This window comes from Caballeronia sp. ATUFL_F1_KS39 (assembly GCF_023630985.1).
Lineage (GTDB): Bacteria > Pseudomonadota > Gammaproteobacteria > Burkholderiales > Burkholderiaceae > Caballeronia > Caballeronia zhejiangensis.
This window is the reverse complement of record NZ_JALQDZ010000045.1, coordinates 24,894-47,945: the sequence shown is the minus strand read 5'-3', so window position 1 is coordinate 47,945 and position 23,052 is coordinate 24,894. Positions and strand designations below refer to the sequence as shown.

At 65.5% G+C, this 23,052-nt stretch carries 25 protein-coding genes; 14 read left to right on the top strand and 11 right to left on the bottom strand.

Going from position 1 to position 23,052, the window contains the following annotated elements; all coding sequences use genetic code 11:
* Positions 1–88 precede the first annotated feature (88 nt).
* Genes NCR93_RS23925 through NCR93_RS23915 form a run of 3 tightly spaced genes read right to left on the bottom strand, consistent with a single transcriptional unit; the run spans position 89 to position 3,684 of the window.
* Positions 89–1,528, bottom strand: a complete 1,440-nt coding sequence (locus NCR93_RS23925; RefSeq protein WP_175982063.1) for an MFS transporter — start codon at positions 1,526–1,528, stop codon at positions 89–91.
* Positions 1,529–1,586: 58 nt separating this feature from the next.
* Positions 1,587–2,735 (bottom strand): CaiB/BaiF CoA transferase family protein, encoded by a 1,149-nt coding sequence (locus NCR93_RS23920; RefSeq protein ID WP_008347241.1) that lies wholly within the window; start codon positions 2,733–2,735, stop codon positions 1,587–1,589.
* A gap of 7 nt (positions 2,736–2,742) precedes the next feature.
* Complete coding sequence (locus NCR93_RS23915; RefSeq protein ID WP_175982064.1) at positions 2,743–3,684, bottom strand: hydroxymethylglutaryl-CoA lyase; 942 nt, start codon at positions 3,682–3,684, stop codon at positions 2,743–2,745.
* Positions 3,685–3,802: 118 nt separating this feature from the next.
* Between NCR93_RS23915 and NCR93_RS23910 the strand changes: the two genes are divergently transcribed.
* Complete coding sequence (locus NCR93_RS23910) at positions 3,803–4,705, top strand: LysR family transcriptional regulator (protein WP_175982065.1); 903 nt, start codon at positions 3,803–3,805, stop codon at positions 4,703–4,705.
* On the opposite strand, the gene NCR93_RS23905 is transcribed toward NCR93_RS23910, so the two are convergent.
* Together NCR93_RS23905 and NCR93_RS23900 are read right to left on the bottom strand one after the other, a co-directional pair.
* Positions 4,702–5,040 carry a cupin domain-containing protein gene (locus NCR93_RS23905; protein ID WP_008347234.1) on the bottom strand — a complete coding sequence of 113 codons (339 nt, stop codon included), beginning with the start codon at positions 5,038–5,040 and terminating at the stop codon, positions 4,702–4,704. The genes NCR93_RS23910 and NCR93_RS23905 overlap by 4 nt on opposite strands.
* A 67-nt stretch (positions 5,041–5,107) precedes the next feature.
* A complete protein-coding gene (locus tag NCR93_RS23900; protein ID WP_008347233.1) occupies positions 5,108–5,383 on the bottom strand; it encodes a hypothetical protein in 276 nt (91 codons plus the stop codon).
* Between the two features lie 138 nt (positions 5,384–5,521).
* Here NCR93_RS23900 and NCR93_RS23895 point away from each other — a divergent pair, with 138 nt between their 5' ends.
* Positions 5,522–6,577, top strand: coding sequence for a DMT family transporter (locus tag NCR93_RS23895; protein WP_175982066.1), 1,056 nt, complete (start codon positions 5,522–5,524; stop codon positions 6,575–6,577).
* Here NCR93_RS23895 and NCR93_RS23890 read toward each other — a convergent pair.
* Positions 6,574–7,962 carry an FAD-binding oxidoreductase gene (locus NCR93_RS23890; protein ID WP_008347229.1) on the bottom strand — a complete coding sequence of 463 codons (1,389 nt, stop codon included), beginning with the start codon at positions 7,960–7,962 and terminating at the stop codon, positions 6,574–6,576. The genes NCR93_RS23895 and NCR93_RS23890 overlap by 4 nt on opposite strands.
* A gap of 97 nt (positions 7,963–8,059) precedes the next feature.
* On the opposite strand from NCR93_RS23890, the gene NCR93_RS23885 reads away from it, so the two are divergent.
* Entirely contained in the window at positions 8,060–8,338 is a 279-nt protein-coding gene (locus tag NCR93_RS23885; protein ID WP_175982067.1) for a hypothetical protein, read from the top strand.
* A 1-nt stretch (position 8,339) separates the two neighbouring features.
* Here NCR93_RS23885 and NCR93_RS23880 read toward each other — a convergent pair whose 3' ends face one another.
* On the bottom strand, positions 8,340–9,212 hold the full coding sequence (locus NCR93_RS23880) for a LysR family transcriptional regulator (RefSeq protein ID WP_008347225.1): 873 nt from the start codon (positions 9,210–9,212) through the stop codon (positions 8,340–8,342).
* A gap of 131 nt (positions 9,213–9,343) precedes the next feature.
* Between NCR93_RS23880 and NCR93_RS23875 the strand changes: the two genes are divergently transcribed.
* The 11 genes from NCR93_RS23875 (at position 9,344) to NCR93_RS23825 (ending at position 19,933) form a co-directional block, all read left to right on the top strand.
* On the top strand, positions 9,344–10,597 hold the full coding sequence (locus NCR93_RS23875; protein ID WP_175982068.1) for an MFS transporter: 1,254 nt from the start codon (positions 9,344–9,346) through the stop codon (positions 10,595–10,597).
* A 296-nt stretch (positions 10,598–10,893) separates the two neighbouring features.
* A complete protein-coding gene (locus NCR93_RS23870) occupies positions 10,894–11,334 on the top strand; it encodes an SET domain-containing protein (protein WP_008347218.1) in 441 nt (146 codons plus the stop codon).
* Positions 11,335–11,364: 30 nt separating this feature from the next.
* Positions 11,365–11,937 carry a sigma-70 family RNA polymerase sigma factor gene (locus tag NCR93_RS23865; protein WP_008347216.1) on the top strand — a complete coding sequence of 191 codons (573 nt, stop codon included), beginning with the start codon at positions 11,365–11,367 and terminating at the stop codon, positions 11,935–11,937.
* A complete protein-coding gene (locus NCR93_RS23860; RefSeq protein ID WP_008347214.1) occupies positions 11,934–12,659 on the top strand; it encodes an anti-sigma factor in 726 nt (241 codons plus the stop codon). Before NCR93_RS23865 ends, NCR93_RS23860 begins: the two co-directional genes overlap by 4 nt.
* Before the next feature lie 110 nt (positions 12,660–12,769).
* Positions 12,770–13,549 (top strand): DUF1295 domain-containing protein, encoded by a 780-nt coding sequence (locus NCR93_RS23855; RefSeq protein ID WP_034472218.1) that lies wholly within the window; start codon positions 12,770–12,772, stop codon positions 13,547–13,549.
* A gap of 19 nt (positions 13,550–13,568) precedes the next feature.
* Positions 13,569–14,690, top strand: coding sequence for an SAM-dependent methyltransferase (locus NCR93_RS23850; RefSeq protein WP_175982069.1), 1,122 nt, complete (start codon positions 13,569–13,571; stop codon positions 14,688–14,690).
* On the top strand, positions 14,687–15,292 hold the full coding sequence (locus NCR93_RS23845) for a lipocalin family protein (protein WP_175982070.1): 606 nt from the start codon (positions 14,687–14,689) through the stop codon (positions 15,290–15,292). The genes NCR93_RS23850 and NCR93_RS23845 overlap by 4 nt, the downstream gene beginning before the upstream one ends.
* A 120-nt stretch (positions 15,293–15,412) precedes the next feature.
* The gene (locus tag NCR93_RS23840) at positions 15,413–16,714 is read left to right on the top strand and encodes an NAD(P)/FAD-dependent oxidoreductase (protein WP_175982071.1); all 1,302 of its coding nucleotides are present in this window, start codon (positions 15,413–15,415) and stop codon (positions 16,712–16,714) included.
* Entirely contained in the window at positions 16,699–17,469 is a 771-nt protein-coding gene (locus NCR93_RS23835) for a DUF1365 domain-containing protein (protein WP_175982072.1), read from the top strand. The genes NCR93_RS23840 and NCR93_RS23835 overlap by 16 nt, the downstream gene beginning before the upstream one ends.
* Positions 17,466–18,677 carry an SAM-dependent methyltransferase gene (locus NCR93_RS23830; protein WP_175982073.1) on the top strand — a complete coding sequence of 404 codons (1,212 nt, stop codon included), beginning with the start codon at positions 17,466–17,468 and terminating at the stop codon, positions 18,675–18,677. The genes NCR93_RS23835 and NCR93_RS23830 overlap by 4 nt, the downstream gene beginning before the upstream one ends.
* Positions 18,678–18,889: 212 nt before the next feature.
* Complete coding sequence (locus NCR93_RS23825) at positions 18,890–19,933, top strand: sensor domain-containing diguanylate cyclase (RefSeq protein WP_008347198.1); 1,044 nt, start codon at positions 18,890–18,892, stop codon at positions 19,931–19,933.
* A 4-nt stretch (positions 19,934–19,937) separates the two neighbouring features.
* Here NCR93_RS23825 and NCR93_RS23820 read toward each other — a convergent pair whose 3' ends face one another.
* The 4 genes from NCR93_RS23820 to NCR93_RS23805 form a co-directional block, all read right to left on the bottom strand.
* A complete protein-coding gene (locus NCR93_RS23820) occupies positions 19,938–20,639 on the bottom strand; it encodes an SDR family NAD(P)-dependent oxidoreductase (RefSeq protein WP_008347197.1) in 702 nt (233 codons plus the stop codon).
* 58 nt (positions 20,640–20,697) lie between these two features.
* Entirely contained in the window at positions 20,698–21,084 is a 387-nt protein-coding gene (locus tag NCR93_RS23815) for a potassium channel family protein (RefSeq protein ID WP_175982074.1), read from the bottom strand.
* A gap of 162 nt (positions 21,085–21,246) precedes the next feature.
* On the bottom strand, positions 21,247–22,440 hold the full coding sequence (locus NCR93_RS23810; RefSeq protein WP_175982075.1) for a polysaccharide pyruvyl transferase family protein: 1,194 nt from the start codon (positions 22,438–22,440) through the stop codon (positions 21,247–21,249).
* Positions 22,441–22,494: 54 nt separating this feature from the next.
* The gene (locus NCR93_RS23805) at positions 22,495–22,971 is read right to left on the bottom strand and encodes an outer membrane lipoprotein (protein ID WP_175982076.1); all 477 of its coding nucleotides are present in this window, start codon (positions 22,969–22,971) and stop codon (positions 22,495–22,497) included.
* Between the last annotated feature and the right edge of the window lie 81 nt (positions 22,972–23,052).

The following is a 23,052-nucleotide window of genomic DNA, read 5'->3' as shown; positions in this document are numbered from 1 at the left end:
TTGATCCCGCTTCAGCATAGGATGCCGCGAGCCCGAACGTATGTCCGATTGCACTGCGTTTCGAACGCACGCGCGCGCGTCACCTGATTCACCGGTTCAGCTCCTCGAGCCGCAGCCCGTTGGTCTTCGGACCGAACAGGCCGATTGCCAGCGCCACGAGCAGCATGCAGACCGTAATGCCGATGAACACGCCCGGCACGCCGAAATCCTTCAGCAGCGACGCGATGATGAAGCCCGACATCATCGCGCCCGCGCGGCTCGCCGAGTAGACGATTCCGCTCGCCCGGCAGCGCACGGCCGTGGGAAAAAGCTCGGTCTGATACGCGTGATAGCAGACCGAGATCGTCTGGCCGGCGAGCGAGATCAGCACGCCGAGCGCGATGAGCGCAACGGGCGATTTCATCTGCCCGAACGCGAGACCGCTCGCGATCACGACGAGCGCACCGCCGACGATCAGATACTTCCGCTGCACGCGGTCGGCGTAGAACATCGCGAAGAGCGGTCCGAGCGGCAGCGCGAACGCGATGATGAACGAATACAGCAGGCTCTTCGTCACGGTGATGCCCTGCCCGATCAAGAGCGTCGGCACCCAGTTCGCGAAGCCGTAATACCCGATCGCCTGACAGAAGTTGAAGACGATGAGCATCACGAGACGCGAGCGATACGGCGCGACGAACAGCTCGCCGAGCGACGCCCGCCGATGCGCCGGCTGCTCGACGACAGGCGCGGGCGGCGGCAATGCGGCGCCCGATTCGCGCTCGACCACGCGCTCGATGTCGCCGACGACGCGTTCGCTCTCCTCGAGCCGGCCATGCATCGCGAGCCAGCGCGGGCTTTCCGGCACCGCGCGCCGGATGAACCACACGATCACCGCGCCGACCGAACCGGCGAGCACGACGACGCGCCATCCATCGAGACCGAACACGGTTTCCGGCACGAGCCAGTATGAAAGCAGCGCGGCGACGGGCGCCGCCGCGAACATCACCATCTGATTGAAGGCCATCGCGCGGCCGCGCATGTGCTGCGGCACGAGTTCCGTCACGTAACTGTCGATCGTAATGATTTCGATGCCCACCCCGATGCCCGTCACGAAGCGCCAGAAGATCACGCTTTCGGGGCTCGTCTGGAACGCCATGATCGCGGAGCCGATCGAGTACCACAGCAGCGAGAACGTGAACACGCTGCGCCGCCCGTAGCGGTCCGGCAGCCAGCCGAAGAAGAACGTGCCGATGAACAAGCCCGCGAACGTCGCCGCGATGAATCCCGCAATGCCGGTGAAGCCGAAGAACGCATGCGTCGTCGTCTGCAAAAGTCCGCTCTTCGCCATGCCCGGCGCGATATAGCCGGTGAAGATCAGATCGTAGATTTCGAAAAAGCCGCCGAGCGAGATGAGCAACACGAGCATCCAGAGATGCCGCGTGATCGGCAGTCGATCCATGCGCGCGGAGATTTGCGCGCCGGGCGTCGTGGCGACGCGAACGTCGGGCGTTGCGAGCGGCTCGGCGACCGCGCTGAAAGTGGGCTGCATTGTCCTGTCTCCTGTGTTGGCGACGGCGCGTGTTTTTATATGCGCCTGTCGCAATGCCTCATGCCGTGACGCGTTTCGTCAGTTGCCCGAGCACTTCGTCCGTGTGCTCGCCGACGCGCGCGAGCGGCTGCCGCACGCCGGGGCGGCGTCCGCCCATCGTGAGCGGGAGCAAAACCACGTCGGTCGTGCCGCCGTCGTCGGTCTGCATCGGCACGAGTCCGCCGCTCGCTTTCAGATGCGGATCGTCGAGCAACTGTTCGGGGCGCATGATCGGCGCGTAGGGAATGCCGGCCGCTTCGAGCTTCGGCGCGAGCTCGTGGGCGCGGTGATCCGCGAGAATCTCGCCGAGCCGCGCGAGCAATTGCGGCCGCACCGCGACGCGCATCGCATTGGTCGCGAACTCGGGCGCCTGCGCGAGATCGGGACGTTCGAGCACATCGCAAAGCGTAACGAATTGCTTGTCGCTCACCGCGCCGATGAACAACTGCTCGCCTTCGGCCAGCGTGAATACGTCGTACACGCTCCATGCCGATACGCGCGACGGCATCGGCGGCGGCGCTTCGCGCGTCATCGCGTATTGCTGCATGTGTTGCGCGGAGAGAAACACGCAGTTCTCGAAGAGCGCGCTCTGCACTTCCTGGCCGCGTCCGGTGAGATCGCGTTCGCGCAGCGCGGCGAGCACGCCGATCGCGCCGAACATGCCGCCCATGATGTCGTTCACCGACGTTCCCGCGCGCAGCGGCCTGCCCGCCGGACCGGTCATGTAGGCGAGGCCGCCCATCATCTGCACGACTTCATCGAGCGCGAGACGCTTTTCGTACGGCCCCGGCAAAAAGCCCTTGTGCGACACGTAGATCAGTTTCGGATGCGCCTTCGACAAGGTTTCGTAGTCGAGACCGAGCTTCGTCATGAGGCCGGGGCGGAAATTTTCGAGCAGCACATCGCATGCGCCGATCAGTTCGAGCGCGCTGTCACGCCCTTCTTCCGTGTTGATGTCGATGACGACGCTCTTCTTGTTCCGATTGAACGAGCGAAAGAAGCCGATGCCGAGACCCGGCAGATTGCGCGTCTTGTCGCCGCCGGGCGGCTCGATCTTGATGACTTCCGCGCCGAGATCCGCGAGGATCATGCCGCAGGTCGGGCCCATCACCATATGCGTGAACTCGATCACGCGCACGCCTTCGAGCGGCAGGGTTGAATGACTCATGACGTCCTCAGGCTTCGATTGCAGTTTTCGATTCGTGATTGACCGGCAAGCCCGCGAGCGCGAGCGCGCCGTGCAGCGTTTCGCCGTCGAGCCAGCGCGCGAGTTTCGCGCGCAAGTCCAGCAACGCTGAAATATCGATGCCGGTCTCGATGCCCATATCGGCGAGCATGAACGCTAGGTCTTCGCTCGACGCGTTGCCGCTCGCGCCCGGCGCATGCGGACAGCCGCCAATGCCCGCGAGCGTCGCATCGAAACGCGCGACGCCGGTTTCGAGCGCGGCGTAGACATTGGCGAGCGCGAGGCCGCGCGTGTCGTGAAAGTGGCCGCACCAGAAGCGCTCGCCGGCGATGTCGCGCGCCTTCTCGAAGAGCTCGCGCACCGCACGCGGACCGGCGTATCCAACCGTATCGGCGATGCTCACGCGGTCCGCGCCCGCATCGAGCAGCGCCTGCATGTAGCGCAGCACATCGGCGTGATCGACGCGGCCCTGAATCGTGCAGCCGAACGCCGTGCCGATGCCGCCCTCGATCAGCGTCTTCGCGCCCGACGCATCGCGCGCCGCACGCATGCGCGCGACTTCATCGACGACTTCCTCGGGCGTCTTGCGCAGATTGGCGAGACTGTGCGCGCGGCTCGCGGAAAGCGGCACGAGCATCAGATCGGCGTGCGCTTCGATGGCGCGCTCCGCGCCTTTCAGATTCGGGACGAGCACCGAAACCAGCAGGCCCGGCAGCGTCGTTGCGTAGGCGACGAGTTCGGCGGTATCGGCGAGTTGCGGCAGAAGGCGCGCGGGCACGAACGAACCGACTTCGATTTCGCGCTGACCGGCGGCGTAGGCATCGCCGATCCATTCGATCTTGCGTTCGGTCGGCACGATCGTGCGAATGCTCTGCAGGCCGTCGCGCAGGCCGACTTCGCGGATTACGGCGTTCTGCGGGAACGCGGGCATGGCTTTGTCTCCGGTCTTATGTGTATGGTCTCGACTTTAGAGATTCCGCAAATGGCCTAAAAGCGGTAATTTGGAAGGCTCGTGCTTCCCGTTCGGAACGTCAGAGGAATCCAGTCACATGCGCGATATCGATCTGAAAACGCTGCGTCTCTTCGTGACGGTCTGCGAGCACCAGAACATCGCGCGCGCGGCGCACGAGGCGCATATCGAACCATCCGCGATCAGCAAGCGCATCGCGCAACTGGAAACATCGCTCGGCGTGCCGTTGTTGTCGCGCTCGCGGCGCGGCGTCGAACCGACGCCCGCGGGCATCGCGCTGCTCGAACACGCGCGCAGCGTGCTGTTCACGATGGAACGCATCGCCAACGACGTCGCCGCGTTCGGCGGCGGTCTCATGGGGCGCGTGAGCATTTGCGCGTCGGCATCGGCGATTGCGGAAGCGTTGCTCGACGATATCGCGTCGTTCATGCGCGAGCCGTCCAACAAGAACATCAAGGTCGATGTCGAAGAACGGCTATCGAACGATCTCGTGCGGCAGTTGCGCGAAGGCGTGGCGTCGGTGGGCGTGTGCTGGGACAGCGTCGATCTGCACGGGCTGCAACATCGCGCTTATCGGCACGACCGGCTCGCGCTCGCGGTGCCGGCGGATCATCCGTTCGCGAAGCGGCGTTCGGTGAGCTTCGAGGAATCGCTGGAATTCGAGCACGTCGGTCTGCCGCCCGCGACCGCCGTGCATACGATGCTCCAGCGCGCGGCGGCGCAAGCGGGCAAGTCGATGTCGTATCGCGTGATCGTGTCGAGTTTCGATGCGGCGTTTCGCGTCGTCGCGGCGGGGCTCGGCATCAGCGTCGTGCCGATGGAAGTCGCCGGAACGTATCGGCAGGCGCTCGGCATCGAAGCCGTGCCGCTCTCCGATGCGTTCGCGAAGCGCCGCTTCGTCGTATGTTTTCGCGACTTCGAGGCGTTGCAGCCGGCCGCGCGGCGGCTCGTCGAGCATCTCGAAACGCGTGCGGCGCGTTAGGCGGGCGCGTCGCAGAACACGGTTTGCGTGTCCTTTTTCTCGATCGTCAGATTCACCGAACGCGCGCCGCCCGGGCGCGTGCAATGCGGCTTGCCCGCGGGCACGGTCAGCAATTGCCCGGCGCGCAATTCGACGGCGCCTTCCTCGAACTCGATGACGAGCGTGCCTTCGACCGCCACGAAAGTCTCGTCGGAGTTCGGATGAAAGTGCCATCGATACGGCGCGTCCATCACGCTGATATGGACGTCGTGATCGTTGACGTTCGCGATGACGCGATTCATGTAGCCATCGCGCGCGGCATCGGCGATGGCTGCGTAGTCGATTGTGCTGTTCATCGTTTCAGGCTAACGCCGCGCGCGAATCGGCACAAACGAATCGTTTTGACTTTCATGTGAGCGCGATTCACACGCCTGCCGCGTTCGCGTGCCCCATGATCGCCGAGATATTGCCGATGGCCGGTTGCGCGTACCGCACCGGCGGCGCATCGGGCGGCAGCGGCGCGGGGCCGGAATCCGTCGCGTGCGCATAGACCGGCAGCGGCGGCGCACTCTGCGCGCTCGATGCGACCGGGAACAGCGGCCCGCCCACAATGCCCACGCCGATGAACGGATGCGCCTGCGCCACCGTCACGAGGCCAAGGAGTTTCACGCCCACCATCACATGTCGGATCGTCTTCATTTCTCGTCTCCCGCGCTGCGTTGTTCGTCGATGGAGGCATTCTGCGCGGCGAAAATGAGCAAAGAATGAGAGCGCGGCGGGCGTCAGACCATGTGAACTACACTTTCGAGACGTCACGATGCGTTCCACGGTCCCTTCATGCAAAGCCGATTCACCGCGATTCTCGTCGCCCTCACCGCGGCCGCGCTCTTCGGCGCGACCACGCCCATCGCGAAAGCGCTGCTCGGCCCGATGCCGCCGTTCATGGTCGCGGGCCTGTTCTATCTCGGCAGCGGCGTCGGCCTCGGCGCGATTCTGCTCGCGCGCGGAATCTGGCGCGAAAAAACCGAAGGCATGCGCGCTCGGGAAATCGCATGGCTGTGCGGCGCGATCGCGTTCGGCGGCGTCGCCGGGCCGGCCTTGCTGATGCTCGGCCTGACCAGCACGCCCGCCGCGACGAGCTCGCTCTTGCTCAATCTCGAAGGCGTGCTGACGGCGGCGATCGCGTGGATCGTCTTTCGGGAAAACGTCGATGTATCCGTGTTTCTCGGCATGGCCGCGATCGTCGCGGGCGGCGTCGTGCTCGCGTGGGAACCGGGCGCCGCCCATGCGACGACCGGCGCGATCCTGATCGCCCTGGCGTGCCTGTGCTGGGCCATCGACAACAATCTGACGCGCAAGATCTCGACCGCCGACGCAATGGTCATCGCCTGCGCGAAAGGGCTCGTCGCGGGCGCGACGAATCTCGGCATCGCATTCGCGATGGGCGCGCACTTGCCCGCGCCGCCTATCGTCATCGCCGCGATGGCGACGGGCTTCGGCGGCTACGGCGTGAGCCTCGTGCTGTTCGTGATCGCGTTACGGCATCTCGGAACGGCGCGCACCGGCGCGTACTTCTCGGTCGCGCCGGTGTTCGGCGTCGCGCTCTCCCTCGCGATCTGGCCGCAAACGCCGGGCATGCCGTTCTGGATCGCCGCCGCGCTGATGACGCTCGGCGTGTGGCTGCACGTACGCGAACGGCACGAGCACGAGCACACGCACGAGCGCCTGGAACATACGCATCGGCATGTGCATGACGAGCATCATCGGCATACGCACGACTTTCCGTATTCCGGCGACGAACCGCACACGCATCCGCACGCGCATCTGCCGATCACGCACTCGCACGCGCACTTCCCCGACATTCACCACCGGCATTCGCACAAGCGCGGCTAGAACACCTTGCCGGGATTGAGCAGGCCGTGCGGATCGAGCGATGCCTTGATCGCGCGCATCGCCGCGATATCGGCTGCGCGGCGCGCGAGATGAAGATATTCGCGCTTCTTCACGCCGATGCCGTGCTCCGCCGAAATCGATCCTTCGAACTCGCGCGTGACGTCGTAAATGACGGCATCGACATCGTCGTGATCCTGCTTTCCCCGGCCGGGAATATCCACGACGATGTGAATGTTGCCGTCGCCGAGATGGCCGTAGGTCATCACGATGGCGCCCGGCCAGCGCGCGCGCAGACGCGCTTCGCATTGCGCGGCCGCATCGCCGACTTGCGCGATCGAAAAGCTCACGTCGTACGCCGCGTAGTTCGGGATGAAGCGATCGTATTCGCCGGGCGCATCGCGGATCGCCCAGAAATCGCGCGCGTGCGCTTCGTTCGATGCAATGGCCGCGTCCGTCACGATGCCCGCTTCGAGCATGCCGCCGAGAAATTCCTCGAACGCTTCGCCGTGCCGCGCGGGATCGGTGCCGACGCTTTCCAGCAGCACGTAGAACGGATGCGCATCGGCGAGCGGCGCGCGCAGGTTTTTCAGATTCGCGATGACCGTATCGTGATAGCCGGCCCACATCACTTCGAACGCGGACACGCCCGGCGCGAGGCTCGCCTGCGCGCGCGTGAGCAGCGTCGTCACCGCGGCGAAATCGGGCAGGCCGCACCATGCGGTCGCGGTCGCCGTGGGCTTTGGACGCAAGCGCAGCACGACCCGCGTGATGATGGCGAGCGTGCCTTCGCTGCCGATCAGAAGATGGCGCAAGTCGTAACCGCTGTTGTTCTTGATCATCTTGTTGAGCCCGCCGACGATCTCGCCGCTCGCGAGCACCGCTTCGACGCCGAGCACCTGATCGCGCATCATCCCGTACTTGATGACGCGGTTGCCGCCCGCGTTCGTCGCGAGATTGCCGCCGATGGAACAACTGCCGCGCGCGCCGAGATCGAGCGGAAAGTAGAAGCCCGCCGCGCTCGCCGCTTCCTGCACGACTTGCAGCGGCGTGCCGGCTTCGACGGTCATCGTCCCCGAGATTGCGTCGATCTCGACGATGCGGTTCATGCGGTCGAGACTCAGGCTCACTTCGCCGCCGAGCAGATTCGCGCCGCCGACGAGTCCGGTCAATCCGCCTTGCGTGACGACCGGCTGCTTGTGCGCCGAGCAGATGGCGAGCGCCTGCGCGACTTCATTCGTATCGCGCGGACGGATGATCGCGAGCGGCGTCGCGCCGGGCATGCCGCTCCAGTCGGCGACGCGCCGGTCGCCGAATTCGTCGGGCAGCGCCACGACCTGTGCGCCGAGCGCTTCACGCAATGCCATCACTGCTTCGCTTACTGCCATGCGTCGTCTCCTTCGTTGTTTCGGTTCGGTATCGGATGCGATAGTTTGAACCAAAACGCGCGAGAATTATTGGCAACGATTCGGGAGAAACGCGACGATGGAACGGGCAGACTACGAAAGCGCGCTGGCACAACTGGTCGGCGCGGCGCAACTGGTTGCGTCGGGCGCGGATAAAGATCGGCGCGCGCAGGCGTTCGAGATGCTGGCGTTTTATCGGCTGTGTCAGGGACGAATCGGGGAAGCGGGCGCGCTCGTCACGTCGAACGACGAGCTTTTCAAGGACACGGCGATCGCCGCGCTCACGATGGCGGGCCGCAAGGAATTTCTCGCCGCCGCCGCGTTGCTCGAACAGGCGCGCGGACTGTTGACGAACTGAACTACGCAAGCGCGAGGAAATTGCGCACCACCGCCGATGGATCGTCGCGCCGCGACGCCAGCGCGAGCCGCGCGCGCAAGCCTCGCGCGACGATCGGACGGTAGACGACGCCCGCGACGCGCACCTGCGTGATCGCCTTCGGCACGATCGATATGCCGAGCCCCGCCGCCACGAGCGTCACCGCCGACGCCATCTGCGGCGCGGGTTGCGCGAGACGCGGCTCGAAACCCGCCGCGGCGCATGCGGCAACGATGTCGTCGAACAGCGTGCCGCCCGCCGCGCGCGGCACTTGCACGAAGGGTTCGTCGATCAGTTCCGCCAACTCGATGCGCCGGCGCGAAGCCAGCCGATGACCGACAGGCAAGGCGACGAACATCGGCTCGTCGTCCCAGTCATGCTGCTGCACGACGTCCGCGACGCGACGCTCCGGACGAACGATGGCGACATCGAGCTGCCCCGCTTCGATCTCGTCCAGCAGCACGCCGGAAGCGGCTTCGTGCAGCGTCAGTTCCGCATCGGGATACGCTTCGCGAAATTTGCGGATCAGCGCCGACACGCGCTCGTTGAACGCCGCCGTGCCCGTGAACCCGACGCGCAAATGTCCGGTTTCACCCCGCGCCGCGCGTTGGGCCGCTCGCGCTGCGCGTTGCGCGTCGTCGAGCACGCGGCGCGCTTCGTCGGCGAACACGCGTCCGGCCAGCGTCAGTTCCGCGCCGCGCGCGGTGCGCTTGAACAACACGACATCGAGTTCCTGCTCCAGCGCTTTCACTTGCTGGGAAAGAGGCGGCTGGCCGATGCCGAGCATCTCGGCGGCCTTCGTGAAATTCGCGGTTTCGGCCACAGCCAGGAAATAACGCAGATGCCGAAGCTCCATTTTCTTTTTCCTTTTGCATGAACACGATCGAGCCAGTGTTAAAACATATCGTCGGGCATACTTTCATATATTGGACATATGAGCGCGCATTGGCAAGAATGAATCCGGTTACTTCTCAACCGGCGACGCCCATGTCCTCCCCTTCGATTTCACCGTCGGCGACCCACGAACGCACCGCCGCGACGCGCCCGCTTCCCAGCGGCATTTCTCCTGCTTCGGCCGCGTATCGGCGCATCGCGCTCGCGCTCTTTCTCGCGGGCTTCTCGACGTTTTCGCTGCTCTATTGCGTCCAGCCGCTGCTTCCGGCGTTCGCGCGCGAGTTTCATATCGGCGCGGCGGCGAGTTCGCTGTCGCTGTCGGTTTCGACCGGATTTCTCGCGGTGTCCATTCTGTGCGCGGGCGCGTTGTCCGAGCGCGTCGGGCGGCGCGGGCTGATGTTCGCATCGATGACATCGGCGGCCGTGTTCAATCTGCTGGCGGCGAGCGCATCGAACTGGGACGCGATGCTCGTATGGCGCGCGCTCGAAGGCTTCGCGCTTGGCGGCGTGCCCGCCGTCGCCATGGCGTATCTCGCCGAAGAAATCGCAGCCGAAGGGCTCGGCTTCGCGATGGGCCTATACGTCGGCGGCACGGCTTTCGGCGGCATGATCGGGCGGATCGGCATGAGCGCGCTCGAGGAATATTTCTCGTGGCGCACGGCGATGTGGACGATCAGCGTCATCGATCTGATCGCGGCCATCGCATTCGTGATGCTGCTGCCGCCGTCACGGCGTTTCGTCAAACGCACCGATCTCACGCTTCGGCATCATTTTCAGCTGTGGAAAGCGCAATTGCTTCACGGACTTCTGCCGCTCGTGTTCGCCATCGGCTTTCTCGCGATGGGCGCGTTCGTGACCGTGTACAACTACGCGGGATTCCGTCTTGTCGCGCCGCCGTTCAACCTGAGCACGACCGCATGCGGGCTGATCTTCGGCGCGTATCTGTTCGGGATGGTGTCGTCGTCGACGGCGGGCGCGCTTGCCGACAGGTTCGGACGAGCGCCGGTTCTCGTCAGCGGTGTCGTGCTGTTCGCTCTGGGTCTCGCGCTGACGCTTTCGGGCGCGCTCGTGACGATCATCGTCGGCATCGTGCTCGTGACGATCGGCTTCTTCGTCACGCATTCGGTCGCGAGCGGATGGGTCGGGCAACTCGCCGGCAGTGCCAAGGGTCACGCGGCATCGCTCTATCTGCTCGCTTACTACGTCGGGTCGAGCGTGCTCGGATCGATTGGCGGATCTTTCTGGCAGCACGGCGGATGGCTGGCCGTCGTGGGCTATGTCGGCGTGTTGCTCGCGGTTTGTCTCGTGGTGGTGAGCCGCATCGTTCAGAAGCGCGACATCCGGTAGCGCTAGAACAACTCCGTTTCGAGCGGGAGCAGGTTGATCCATTTCACGGCGGTGCGCCGCTCCACGCCGTCGTCATGAATCGACCGTATCATCACGCGCTGGCCGCGCGCCTCCCCGAGAACTTCGACGATCCGGTTGCGATATCGCGCAAGCGAGCCGCGTAATGGCTTGCGCTTCCTGCTCTTGCGGGGAGAAACTGCGGGCATGGACGTGACAACGATTTATGACGGCCACATCATAACGATGCTCACGCCTGCACTCAAATATTCAACCTCCTCACTGCGGCCCGCCACACCATGCGTCGAATCACTGTCCGGACATCGCCCGTTCATGGCCGGGGCGTTTTCGCTCTCGCCGACCTTCCCACGGGCGCGCTGTTGCTCGAATACAAGGGTCTGCGCCTGTCGTGGAAGGAGGCGCAGCGCATGCACGCGAAATCGAACGCGGAAGAGGGTCATACCTTCCTCTTCGGTCTCGATGACGGCACGGTCATCGACGGCGCGCGCGGCGGCAATTCCGCGCGCTGGCTCAATCATAGTTGCGCGCCGAACTGCGAAGCGGAGCAGGACGGCGAGCGCGTGTTCATCCGCGCGATCCGGCCGATCGGCAAAGGCCAGGAGTTGTTCATCGATTATTGCCTGACCGTCGATGGCCGGCGCACCGCGGCGCTCAAGCGGCTCTATGCGTGCCGGTGTCTCGCGTCGGGTTGCCGTGGAACGATGCTTTCGCACAAGTAGGGATTGCACCGCGAGACACCTGACCTGCACATGACGGACACCTACTCCGGCGATATCGAACGCCTGCCCCGCGAGCGCATCGACGAGATGCTCACGAACGTCGCGAAGGGCGACGAACAGGCGTTCGCCGAGTTGTATCGCGCGACATCGGCGCGAGTGTTCGGCGTGATCGTGCGCATGATCCGCGATCGCGGCGAAGCCGAAGACCTGCTGCAGGAAGTGTTCGCCACGGCCTGGCGTCGCGCGGATACCTTCGATCCGGCACGCGGCAGCGCGATGACATGGCTCGTCGCGCTCGGGCGCAATCGCACGATCGACCGCATGCGTCAGCATCGCGAAGAACTGCTTGGCGAAGGCGATGCGCCCGACATCGCCGACGAAGCGCCCACGCCCGCGGCCGCGGCGGAATCGAGCGAGGAACGGCGGCGGCTCGAATCGTGTCTCGACCGGCTGGAGCCGCAGCAGAAGAGCGCGATCCGCGAGGCGTTCTTCACCGGCGCGACGTACAACGAACTGGCGCAAAGGCTCGCCGTGCCGCTCGGCACGATGAAAAGCTGGATTCGCCGCAGCCTGATGCAGCTCAAGACCTGCCTCGAACAATGAACACGCCCGCTCGCGACGACGACGATCTGCGCTGCGCCGAATATGCGCTCGGCGTGCTCGACGCGCACGAACGCGCAGCGCTCGAAGCGGACGTGTCGCGCGATCCCGCGTTGCGGCACACGCTCGATGACTGGCAGCGACGTCTTGCCCCGCTCGCCGACGATGTCCGCGCGATCGCGCCGCCGCCGCGCGTGTGGACGCGCATCCGCCGCGATCTGGGATTCATCGCGCCGCAGCCGAAACGCGAACGCTGGCGCGACAGCCTGAACGTGTGGCGCTGGCTGACGATCGGCGCGAGCGTCGCCGCGCTCGTCCTGCTCGGCGTGACCTTCACCTTGCTGCGGCAAGCCCCGCAAACGCCGACGACGGCAGCCGTCTCCGGCGAGTACATGGTCGCGTCGATCGCGCGCAAGGACGGCGTCGTGCACTGGACCGCGACCGTCGATGTGCGGCGCGCGCGCATGGTCGTCGTGCCCGCGTCGCACGTCACGATCCCCGCGAATCGCGCGACGGAACTGTGGCTGATTCCGCCGAACGCGAAGCCGATTGCCCTCGGCGTCTTCCCGCCCGATCGTCCCGCGACGATGACGCTGCCGCCCGAGATCGTCGCGCAACTCAGCGCGCAGGCCGTGCTCGCCGTATCCGACGAACCCCCCGGCGGCTCGCCGACGGGCGCCCCGACCGGACCCGTGCTCGCAACCGGCCAGATGCGTTCGACCTGACGATCGATCGCATCGCGACTCTCGCATAGCGAACGTCCATCTTTCGTTCGCTGCATCCAATCGCACTCGGCATCCGTATGACTCGGTGAACGCCTGTTCGCGGAGCCGCCATGCCTTTCATCGTCACCGTGCTCGTCGTCGTCAGCGGATTCGTGCTGGTCTTTTTCGCCGCGTGGCTCTGGCAGTTGCGCACGGAAAACGCGGGCATGGTCGATCCGCTCTGGGCCGCTTCGCTCGGCGCGGCCGCGCTCGTCATCGCCGCGTGCGGGACAGGCGCGACGGTCAATCGCGTATGCGTCGCGGCGGGCGGCGGGCTCTGGAGCGCGCGGCTCGCGCGGCATCTGTGGCGGCGCAATCGCGGCAAGCCGGAAGACACGCGCTATCGCGCGTTTCGCGAACGCTGGGGCGAACACGCCGCGCGCAACATGCTCGGCTTCTTCCAGTTGCAGGCGTTCATTTCGATGCTGCTTGCCATCGCGTTCTTCGTGCCCGCCTATGCGCGCGAGGCGGCGAGTCCGCTGTGCATCGCGGGATTCGCCGCCGTGTGGATCGTCGCGGTCGCGGGCGAAGCGGCGGCCGATCGTCAACTCAAGCGCTTCGCCGCCGATCCCGCGCATCGCGGAAAAGTGTGCCGCGATGGCTGGTGGCGCTATTCGCGCCATCCGAATTACTTCTTCGAATGCGTGCATTGGCTCGCGTACGCGGTGCTCTCGATCGGCATGCCGTGGGGCTGGGCGACGCTCGCGCCGCCCGTGCTGATGGCGTGGCTGCTGCTGAAGGTATCGGGCATTCCGATTCTCGAAGCGCATCTCGCCGATACGCGCGACGGCTATCGCGACTACATGCGAACGACGAGCGCGCTGATTCCGTGGCCGCGTAAACGCGCATGAACAAAGCAAGGACACGCCGATGAACATCACCGCCCGCGATACCTCATCCGCGCCCGCCGCACCCGCCGACATGCCCGCGCTCGACGAAAGCCGCATCATTCGCGCGTGCGAGCGCGGCCTCGTGCCTGATGCGCTCGTGCGCGCCGGCATGCGCCTCCTGATCCGTCAGCGTCTCATCGACGAATATGCGAACGACAACGCGCAACGCACGCAGGCGTTCGAGCGCTTTCTGAACGAACTGCGCGCGAGCCCGATCGCGATCGATACGCACGCCGCCAACGCGCAGCATTACGAGCTGCCCGATGCGTTCTTCGAAGCGCACCTCGGCCCGCGCCTGAAGTACTCGTGCGGTCTGTACCCGCGCGGCGACGAAACGCTCGCGCAAGCCGAACTCGCGATGCTCGAACGCTATGCCGAGCGCGCGCAACTCGCCGATGGTCAACGCATCCTCGATCTCGGCTGCGGCTGGGGCTCGCTCGCGCTGTGGATGGCGGAGCGTTATCCGCGCGCGCAAATCGTCGCGCTGTCTAATTCGGGCGGGCAACGCGCGTTCATCGAAGCGCGGGCGCGGCAGCGCGGCCTTCGCAACTTGCGCGTCGTGACGGGCGATGTCGTCGATTTCGATTTCGCGCACGACGAGACGCCGTTCGATCGCATTCTGTCGATCGAAATGTTCGAGCACATGAAGCATTACGGCCTGTTGCTCGCGAAGATCGCGCGCTGGCTCGCCGATGATGGACGACTTTTTGTCCACCACTTCGCGCACGCGACGCTTGCGTATCACTTCACATCGCGCGACGGCGGCGACTGGATGTCGCGCTATTTCTTCACCGGCGGCACGATGCCATCCGCGTCCTTGCTGCTGCACTTTCAGGACGATTTGCGCGTCACGCGTCAGTGGTGGATGAACGGCACGCACTACGCGCGCACGGCGAATCAATGGCTCGCGAATCTCGATGCCGCTCGCGATCGCGTCATGCCGATGTTGCGCGACGTCTACGGCGATGCGGCCGCCATCTGGTTTCAGCGCTGGCGCATGTTCTACATGGCGGTGGCCGAGTTGTTCGGCTACGCGCGCGGCCGCGAATGGGGCGTCGCGCACTATCTGTTCGAGAAGCGTCCGATAAAGGTGATGTCATGACAAACACGAAGCGGGCGCTCGTCGTGGCGCTGGTGGCGGCCGGCGTCATCGTGGCGGTGGCGAGCTGTTCGAGTCCGCCGAATCCGAATCCGCGAGCGAACCGACCGCTCGAAACCGTTGCCGTGGACGTGCCGCGCTACATGGGGCGCTGGTATGTCATCGCGAATATTCCGTACTTCGCGGAACGCGATTTCGTCGGCACGCATGTCGAATGGTCGCTGCGCGCGGACGGAAAAATCGACGACGTCTTTTTCGGCCGCAAGAACGGCTTCGAGCAAGAGGAAACGACGCATCGTTTCGTCGATACCGTGAAGCCCGGCAGCAACGGCGGCGAATGGAGCGTGCAACTCTTCTGGCCGATACGCGTGACGCAACTCACGCTCTACGTCGATCCGGATTATCGCTACACGATCCTCGGCTATCCGAACAGAAAGCTCGGCTGGATCTTTTCGCGCGAGCCGGCGATGAGCGACGACATCTATCGCTCGATGCTCGCGCGCCTCGACGCGATGGGCTACGACACCGCGCGTTTTAGCCGCGTGCCGCAATCGCCGGAGCAGATCGGTCAGCCGGGATTTCAAAGTCCCGGTCAGCGCGACTGAAGCAGCGCGGCGCGCGTGCATCCGCGCGCGCGTCTTTCTCGTATTTGATCTCGCACTCGTCTGGAACAGCCACGTCCACGCGGCGCGAGGAGACCTTTTGGCGCGAGGAGACCGCCCGTCATGGAATCATCGACAAAAGAAAGACAGCAGCGCATCGCGGTGATCGGCGCGGGGATCGCCGGTCTCGCGAGCGCGTATCTGCTCTCGCGCGCGCATCGCGTGACGCTTTTCGAAGCCGCCGATTATCTCGGCGGCCATACGCATACCGTCGATGTCGCGCTCGACGGCGTGCAGCATCCCGTCGATACGGGCTTTCTCGTGTTCAACGACCGAACGTATCCCAATCTCATCGCGCTGTTCGATGAACTCGGCGTCGCGGCGCATCGCAGCGACATGACGTTTTCCGTTTCGCTCGACGGCGGACGCTTCGAATGGGCGGGCACAAACCTCAACACCGTGTTCGCGCAGCGGCGCAATCTCTTCTCGCCGTCGTTCATCGGCATGCTGGGCGACATTCTGCGCTTCAATGCATCGGCTCATAGGCAACTCGAACGCGTGAGCGCGACGCGCTGCTCGGTCGGCGAACTGCTCGTCGAGGGCGGATACGGCGCGCCGTTTCAGCGCCACTATCTTCTGCCGATGGCCGCGGCGATCTGGTCGAGCGCCGCGCACGACATCCTGCGCTTTCCCGCCGCCACGTTCCTGCGCTTCTGTCTCAATCACGCGCTATTGCAGGTGAACGGCCGGCCGCCGTGGAAGACCGTCGCGGGCGGCGCGCGCGAGTATGTGCGGCGCATCGCGGCCACGCTCGACGACGTACGCACGCGCGCGCCCGTGCGAGGCGTGCGCCGCGACGACAACGGCGTCACCGTGATGACCGACGATGCCGGTCCCGAGCGCTTCGATGCCGTCGTGCTCGCGACGCACGCACCGACGAGCCTGGGCCTCATCGACGACGCATCCGCCGATGAGCGCGCAGTGCTCGGCGCCGTGCGGTATCAGCGCAACATCGCGGTGCTGCATACGGATTGCGCGCTCTTGCCGCGCCGCCGCCGCGTGTGGTCGGCCTGGAACTACATCGGCGCGCGTGCGGCGCTTGCGCGCGACGCGGCCGCGCCCGTCTGCGTGAGCTATCTGATCAATCAGCTTCAGCCGCTTCCTTACAGGACGCCGGTCATCGTCACGCTCAATCCCGTCGATGAACCCGCGCCTCGCACGCAACTCGGCCGCTACGAATGCGAACATCCGCTCTTCGATCTCGCCGCCATCGATGCTCAGGCGCGTCTGCCGCGCATTCAGGGCGTGCGCCGGACGTGGCACGCGGGCGCGTGGACCGGCTACGGCTTTCATGAAGACGGCCTGAAATCGGCGTTGCGCGTCGCGCGCGATTTCGGCGTCCAGCCGGCATGGGCGCGACCATGAAGACGGCGCAATGGCTGACGGGCCGCGTGATGCACGAGCGGCTGCGTCCGGCGCGGCATCGCTTCGAGTATCCGGTGCGCTACGTGCGTTGCGACGTCGCGCGTCTCGACGCGTTGCGCTGTGCGTGGTTCGGCATCGACCGCATTCGGCCGCTCGCGCTGTTTCGATGCGATTACGGCGCGCGCGAACACTGCGATCTCGATCTATGGATGCGCGCGTGCCTCGCGCAGTCGCGCATTCCCGCCGACGGCGAAATCCATCTTCTGACGATTCCGCGTGTCTTCGGCTACGCGTTCAATCCGGTGAGCTTCTGGTTCTGTCATGACCGCGCAGGCGCGTTGCGCGCGCTTTACGCCGATGTGCGCAACACCTTCGGCGAGCATCGCGGCTATTTGCTGAGCGCGCAGGATCATGCGCCGATCGTCGAAGACACCGTGCTCGTCTGCCGCAAGACGCTGCACGTTTCGCCCTTTTGCGATGTCGCCGGCGACTACGCGTTTCGCGTGCGGCAGCGTGGCGACCGCTTGAGCATCTCGATCGATTATCGCGACCGCGACGGGCTGCTGCTGCGCACCGCGATCGGTCTCGTCGCGCGGCCGCTCACCGGCGCGCTCGCGTGTCGCACGCTCTTGTGCGCGCCGCTCTTCGCCGCGGGCGTCATTGCGCGCATTCACTGGCAGGCGCTGCGGCTGTGGATAAAGTGCGTGCCTTTTTACGGCAAGCATCCACCGACGAGGGACGAGACGCGACCATGAACCTGCTGCGATCTTTCTCCGCGACATCGGCGATGCCGATGTCCGCGCGGATCTTTCTCGGCCTTCTGCGTCGCATCAGCGTCGGACATCTCGTGCTCGTCATGCCGGATGGCGGGCGCTCTGTGTTCGGCGATCCGCTGATGCAACCAGCCGCGCTTCTTTTCATCCGCGACTGGCGCGCGTGCCGGGCGATTCTGCGCGCGGGCGACATCGGCTTCGCGCGGGCGTATCGGGCGAAATGGCTCGATACGCCCGATCCGTGCGCCCTGCTGCGGCTCGCGATCCGCAACGAGACGGCGCTCGCGCGCACGGTCGCGGGCGGCTTTGTCGCGCGGTGCTGGCACAACGTGCGGCATCGTCTGCGCCTGAACACGCGCGCGGGGAGCCGCCGCAACATTCACGCGCATTACGACATCGGCAACGCGTTCTACGGGCTCTGGCTCGATCCGACGTGGACGTATTCGAGCGCATGGTTCGATGGCGACGCCGGTCTTCCGCTCGAAGCGGCGCAGGATCGGAAGTATCGGCGCATCGTCGATACGCTCGGACTCACGGCGGGGATGCGCGTGCTGGAGATCGGCTGCGGCTGGGGCGGCTTCGCGCGGCACGCGGCGCGTCTCGGCATACGCGTGCACGGCGTGACCGTTTCGACCGCGCAGCATGCGTTCGCCGTGGAACGCGTGGCACGCGAAGGTTTGAGCGGGCTTGTCGATATCGAACTGCGCGACTATCGCGATGTGTATGGACAGTACGACGCGGTGGTGTCGATCGAAATGTTCGAAGCCGTGGGCGAACGGTTCTGGCCGGCGTATTTCCGCGTGCTGCGCCGCTGTCTCGCGCCGGGCGCGAAGGCGCTCGTGCAGTCGATCACCATCGACGATGCGCGCTTTGCCGCGTATCGCGCGTCGAGCGACTTCATCCGCGAGACGATCTTTCCGGGCGGCATGCTGCCGAGCCCGGAGCGCTTCGCACGCGCGGCGCGGCGCGCGGGACTCCATGCACGCGCGACGCTTTCGTTCGGCGCGGATTACGCAAGGACGCTGAGGTGTTGGCGAGACGCGTTCGAGATGCACGCCGATGCAGTCCGCGCGCAAGGATTCGATGAAGCCTTCGTGCGGACGTGGCGGCTGTATCTGGCTTATTGCGAAGCGGGCTTCGACGAGGCGCGCACCGATGTCATGCACTTTGTGGTGTGGGGGGAGGGGTGAGGACGTCGATCGGGCGAAAAAAAAAAGCCCCGACCCTGTCGGGGCAAAGGTACGAGACCACCTTGTAGCGTTGCAGCTACCCGGCGAGCATAGGCGACTGCGCGCGCACTTCCCACCAGTAAAGTCCGAAACCTCACGCGCGACTTCAGAATCGGCGGACGTTGCCGATAACACACGCACACGTCCACCAGGCATCGCCGCCACCGCACACGATGAATCGCGCCCCATCCGACAGTTCGCTCCAGGCCGCTTTCCTGCGGCACGAAGACACACTCGCGCCGCCCGAGCGCGCGCTCGGCGAGGACGATCACGCCGTCTATCGCACGCTGCTCGAATCGACCAAGGCGATTCCGTGGAAGATCGACTGGGCGACGATGGAATTCGCCTACATCGGCCCGCAGATCGAGGCCTTGCTCGGCTGGGCGCCGTCGTCGTGGAAAACGGTCAACGACTGGGCCGAGCGCATGCATCCCGACGACCGCGAAGCAGTCGTCAACTTCTGCGTCTCTCAATCGAAGGCGGGCACGGATCACGAAGCGGATTACCGCGCGCTCACCCGCGACGGCGGCTACGTGTGGCTGCGCGATGTCGTGCACGTCGAGCGCAACGAGAAAGGCGAGGTCGAGGCGCTGATCGGCTTCATGTTCGATATCAGCGAACGCAAGCGCACCGAAGAAAAGCTCGCGCAAATGCAGCGCGAACTGGAACGCCTGTCGTTCAGCGACAGCCTGACGGGCGTCGGCAACCGCCGCCGCTTCGACGACGTGATGGCGCGCGAATGGCATGCCGCGAAGGATTCGGGCAAGCCGCTGTCGCTCGTGATGATCGATATCGACTTCTTCAAGTCGTACAACGATTACTACGGCCACGTTCAGGGCGACGAGTGTCTGAAGCGCATTGCGCGCGTGCTCGGCGAGGCGGCGGGTCCGCAGCACTTTCTCGGCCGGTTCGGCGGCGAGGAATTCGCGCTGATTCTCGCCGATACCGACGCCGAATCCGCGATACGCGTCGCGGAGCGTTGCCGCGCGCTGATCGCCGAGGAAGCGATTGCGCACGTGCGCTCGCCGCACGATCAGCGAGTGACGGCGAGCTTCGGCGTGGGCACCGTCGTTCCGGGCGAGCGCATGGACGTGACGGCGTTCATCAATCTGACCGACGCGCAGTTGTATCAGGCGAAGGACAACGGCCGCAACCGCATTGCGGCGGTGGATCGCGCGGGCATGCAGGGCGAAGGCTTCAAGGCGCAATCGCGCTGAAACGTCAGACGCGTCCCGTCACCGGAATCGCCGCGCCCGTGATGCATTGCGCATCCGGCGAAAGCAGGAACGCGATCACCGCGCCGAGCGCTTCGGGCCGCACCCAGCGGGAGAAATCGGCGTCGGGCATGTCGCGGCGATTGGGCGCGGTATCGATGATCGACGGCAACACCGCGTTCACCGTCACGCCCGTGTCCTTCAACTCTTCGGCGAGCGCTTCGGTCAGGCGCAACAGCGCGGCCTTCGATGCCGCGTAAGCGCCCATCCCCATGCCCGCTTTCATCGCCGCGAGCGCGCCCACATTGACGATGCGCCCGCCTTCCTTCGCGCCCAGTTGCGCGAGCGCGGCCTTCGATGCGTTGAGCGCGGTCTTCACGTTGACATCGAACATCGCTTGCCAGGTGTCGGCGCTGCCGTCCGCGACCGTTTCCCAGGCGAATGCGCCGGCGACGTTCACGAGCGCATCGAGGCCGCCCGTCCGCTGAACGACCGTATCGATGGCTTGTTGCGCCGATTTCGCATCCGTCAGATCGATGCCGGTCACGATGCAGGCGTCGCCGAGCGGCGCGGGCAACGCTTCCGACGCCGCGCCGTGGCCGATCAGCGCGACCCGCGCGCCGCGTTGCGCGAGCACGCGCGCCGTCGCGAGTCCGAGACTGCCGAAGCCGCCCGTGATGGCGACGATCTTTCCTTCGAGGCTGTTCATGACGTTGTCGCTCCCTTCGATGGCGCCTGATGAAGCATAGGACGGAACGCGGCGATCTTCAGGGCGCGTGTCGCGCATCGCGTTTCACCGCGCGCTGGACCGCGAACACGGCCACCGCCGTCGTCGTGCCGGTGACGAGCACGCCATACAAGCCCAGCAACATCGACAAGGCTCGCCCGATGCCCGTCGTCGCGACGACATCGCCGTATCCGATGGTCAGCGCCGTCACGCCGCAGTAATAGACGGTTGCGCCGAACGAAACGCGCGCGTGCGTCGCGGTTTCGACGGGCGCGCCGAGCCAGAACATCGCCGCGCAGAGCGCGAAGAACGCCATCAGCAGCGTGCCGAGCAGCGAGCGCAAATGCCACAGCGCGCGGATGAACTCGACCGTCACCTCGCGTGAATTGATCGTTTCGACCTTGAAGAGTTTCGTGATGCTATTCATTCGGAATGGACCTGCGGCGCGTGAACGAAAGCCGTCATCCTACCTTCGCCCGCATCGGCCCGAAGCACCCGGGCGCGTTATTCAGCCAGCGCCGATCTCGCCTTTCCGGAAGCCTTCGCGCCGCTTTCGGCGGCCGTCAGGTCGTATCCGGATTTCGCGTCTTCATGGCCCGAGCGCCGATCGCGCGACACGCTCGAATCCCGCCCGATGCGCCTTCGCGAGCGCCGATGCCGTCTCGCGAAGCGCCGCGCGATCCATCGCCCGCGCTTCGTGCATGGCGAGGTGCAATTCGGCGATGCTCACCACACCCGGCGCGCCCGCGATCTCCCACGTCGAGGCGTACGCGCGCTGCTTGGCCGCGTCCGTGTGCGCGATATTCACGCGCGGCAAGCCGTACGCCATCGCGACGATCCGGCCATGCAGGCTGCTGCCCGCGTAACCGTCGCTTTTCGCGATCAGCGCGCAGATGTCCCAGATGTCGAGCGAATCGAAGATCGTCACCGACGGATGGCGCATACGCGCCGCCATGCGCTCGTAGACCGCGATGTCGTCGTGCCACGGCGCCGCGCCCGCGCGAAACAGCGCGATGCCCAGTCCCGTCGATGCGCCGATCAGATCCAGTTGATGCGCGATTTGCGCGAGCGTCGCGTCGTCGCCGAAATCCGCGCTGAACTGGACGGCCAGATAACCGCGCGGGAACGCGCGGCATGCGCCGGCGCGCGTCCGGATGCGCGCGTCGAAAAGCTCGGCGACCATCGATGCCGGATCGGGGACGAGGCGCGCGTCGATTCCCGCGCGCTTCAGGAAGGCTTGCGTGTGCGTGTCTCGGACGCTGATGTCATCGGCTGAACGGAGCTTGGCCAGCACTTCCGCCTGAAACGCGGCATCGCGGGCGTCGAGCGTCGCGCCGCCGATCGCATCGAAGGAAATCGACGCCGCTCGCGGAAACATCTCGCGGCCGATGACGTACGGCGCGAGCGCGTCCATGCCGAGTTCGGCGCGCGCCCACGCGTTTCGATCCGCCGCGCGCGACTCGTATCGGGCGATGCAGGCTTGCGCTTCGTCGGGATGCTTCAGCATCACGGCGGCTTCCCACGCGTCGCACGTCAGCAACTCGCCGCCCGCGTGGATCAGCACGACGGGCTCGTCGCGCCAGCGCGCGGCCAGTTGCGAAAGCGCGGCGACGCCGTGGCCGCCGTGCGCGCGCAGTTCGCGCCGCGCGCATCCGGCGAATATCGGTTCGACGTTCGGACGGCGTTCAGCGAGCAAGGCCGCGACGACATGCGCGAACAACATGTCGCCGAAGTTATGCCGGTCGAACGCGCCGAACACGATGATCCGCCGATTGCTTCCCATCCGAACGCACCTCACGATCCGCTCATTCTGCACGTTCACACTTCGTTCACACGATCACGCCGTCACGCGCGTGATGCCGCCGCTCGACAGCAAACGCACGCGCTGGCCGGCGTAGAACATCTGGCCATCGGCGGCCTGGGTGATCGCGCGCAAATCGCCGTTGTCGAGACGCACGGTGATTTCGAGTCCCTTCTGCCGTTCGAGATGATCCTGAATTTGATCGCCCGCGACCGCGCCCGCAATGCCGCCGATCACGCCGGCGAGCAGCGAGCCGTGTCCTTCTCCGACCGCGCTGCCCGCCACCGCGCCGAGCAGGCCGCCACCGATTGCGCCGAACGGAGCCGGATGGCCGTCGTTGTTCTCGATCGTCACGCCGCGCACGCTTTCGACGGTCGCCATACGCACCGTTTCCTCGTGTTGCGTCTGCATGCTGTCGTAGATGTCGGCGGAACTTCCCATCGATGCGCAACCGCTCATGCCCACCGTGCAGGCGACGGCCAAAGCGCAAACCGCGATAGTCGACTTGTTCATGTTCTTGCTCCTCAGATCGGACGATGTCTTGTTGGTTTCGGCTCGCGTTTCGCGTATCGCGTTGCCATGCAAAGCATCGTA

Excerpts from the sequence above, each read along its gene's own strand:
- NCR93_RS23830 (WP_175982073.1), top strand. The coding sequence starts at position 17,466 with ATGAACCTGCTGCGATCTTTCTCCGCGACATCGGCGATGCCGATGTCC.
- NCR93_RS23890 (WP_008347229.1), bottom strand. The coding sequence starts at position 7,962 with ATGGCAGTAAGCGAAGCAGTGATGGCATTGCGTGAAGCGCTCGGCGCA.
- NCR93_RS23825 (WP_008347198.1), top strand. The coding sequence starts at position 18,890 with ATGAATCGCGCCCCATCCGACAGTTCGCTCCAGGCCGCTTTCCTGCGG.
- NCR93_RS23840 (WP_175982071.1), top strand. The coding sequence starts at position 15,413 with ATGGAATCATCGACAAAAGAAAGACAGCAGCGCATCGCGGTGATCGGC.
- NCR93_RS23860 (WP_008347214.1), top strand. The coding sequence starts at position 11,934 with ATGAACACGCCCGCTCGCGACGACGACGATCTGCGCTGCGCCGAATAT.
- NCR93_RS23895 (WP_175982066.1), top strand. The coding sequence starts at position 5,522 with ATGCAAAGCCGATTCACCGCGATTCTCGTCGCCCTCACCGCGGCCGCG.
- NCR93_RS23820 (WP_008347197.1), bottom strand. The coding sequence starts at position 20,639 with ATGAACAGCCTCGAAGGAAAGATCGTCGCCATCACGGGCGGCTTCGGC.
- NCR93_RS23925 (WP_175982063.1), bottom strand. The coding sequence starts at position 1,528 with ATGCAGCCCACTTTCAGCGCGGTCGCCGAGCCGCTCGCAACGCCCGAC.
- NCR93_RS23915 (WP_175982064.1), bottom strand. The coding sequence starts at position 3,684 with ATGCCCGCGTTCCCGCAGAACGCCGTAATCCGCGAAGTCGGCCTGCGC.
- NCR93_RS23845 (WP_175982070.1), top strand. The coding sequence starts at position 14,687 with ATGACAAACACGAAGCGGGCGCTCGTCGTGGCGCTGGTGGCGGCCGGC.
- NCR93_RS23815 (WP_175982074.1), bottom strand. The coding sequence starts at position 21,084 with ATGAATAGCATCACGAAACTCTTCAAGGTCGAAACGATCAATTCACGC.
- NCR93_RS23835 (WP_175982072.1), top strand. The coding sequence starts at position 16,699 with ATGGGCGCGACCATGAAGACGGCGCAATGGCTGACGGGCCGCGTGATG.
- NCR93_RS23870 (WP_008347218.1), top strand. The coding sequence starts at position 10,894 with ATGCGTCGAATCACTGTCCGGACATCGCCCGTTCATGGCCGGGGCGTT.
- NCR93_RS23900 (WP_008347233.1), bottom strand. The coding sequence starts at position 5,383 with ATGAAGACGATCCGACATGTGATGGTGGGCGTGAAACTCCTTGGCCTC.
- NCR93_RS23855 (WP_034472218.1), top strand. The coding sequence starts at position 12,770 with ATGCCTTTCATCGTCACCGTGCTCGTCGTCGTCAGCGGATTCGTGCTG.
- NCR93_RS23875 (WP_175982068.1), top strand. The coding sequence starts at position 9,344 with ATGTCCTCCCCTTCGATTTCACCGTCGGCGACCCACGAACGCACCGCC.
- NCR93_RS23920 (WP_008347241.1), bottom strand. The coding sequence starts at position 2,735 with ATGAGTCATTCAACCCTGCCGCTCGAAGGCGTGCGCGTGATCGAGTTC.
- NCR93_RS23885 (WP_175982067.1), top strand. The coding sequence starts at position 8,060 with ATGGAACGGGCAGACTACGAAAGCGCGCTGGCACAACTGGTCGGCGCG.
- NCR93_RS23865 (WP_008347216.1), top strand. The coding sequence starts at position 11,365 with ATGACGGACACCTACTCCGGCGATATCGAACGCCTGCCCCGCGAGCGC.
- NCR93_RS23805 (WP_175982076.1), bottom strand. The coding sequence starts at position 22,971 with ATGAACAAGTCGACTATCGCGGTTTGCGCTTTGGCCGTCGCCTGCACG.
- NCR93_RS23850 (WP_175982069.1), top strand. The coding sequence starts at position 13,569 with ATGAACATCACCGCCCGCGATACCTCATCCGCGCCCGCCGCACCCGCC.
- NCR93_RS23880 (WP_008347225.1), bottom strand. The coding sequence starts at position 9,212 with ATGGAGCTTCGGCATCTGCGTTATTTCCTGGCTGTGGCCGAAACCGCG.
- NCR93_RS23810 (WP_175982075.1), bottom strand. The coding sequence starts at position 22,440 with ATGGGAAGCAATCGGCGGATCATCGTGTTCGGCGCGTTCGACCGGCAT.
- NCR93_RS23905 (WP_008347234.1), bottom strand. The coding sequence starts at position 5,040 with ATGAACAGCACAATCGACTACGCAGCCATCGCCGATGCCGCGCGCGAT.
- NCR93_RS23910 (WP_175982065.1), top strand. The coding sequence starts at position 3,803 with ATGCGCGATATCGATCTGAAAACGCTGCGTCTCTTCGTGACGGTCTGC.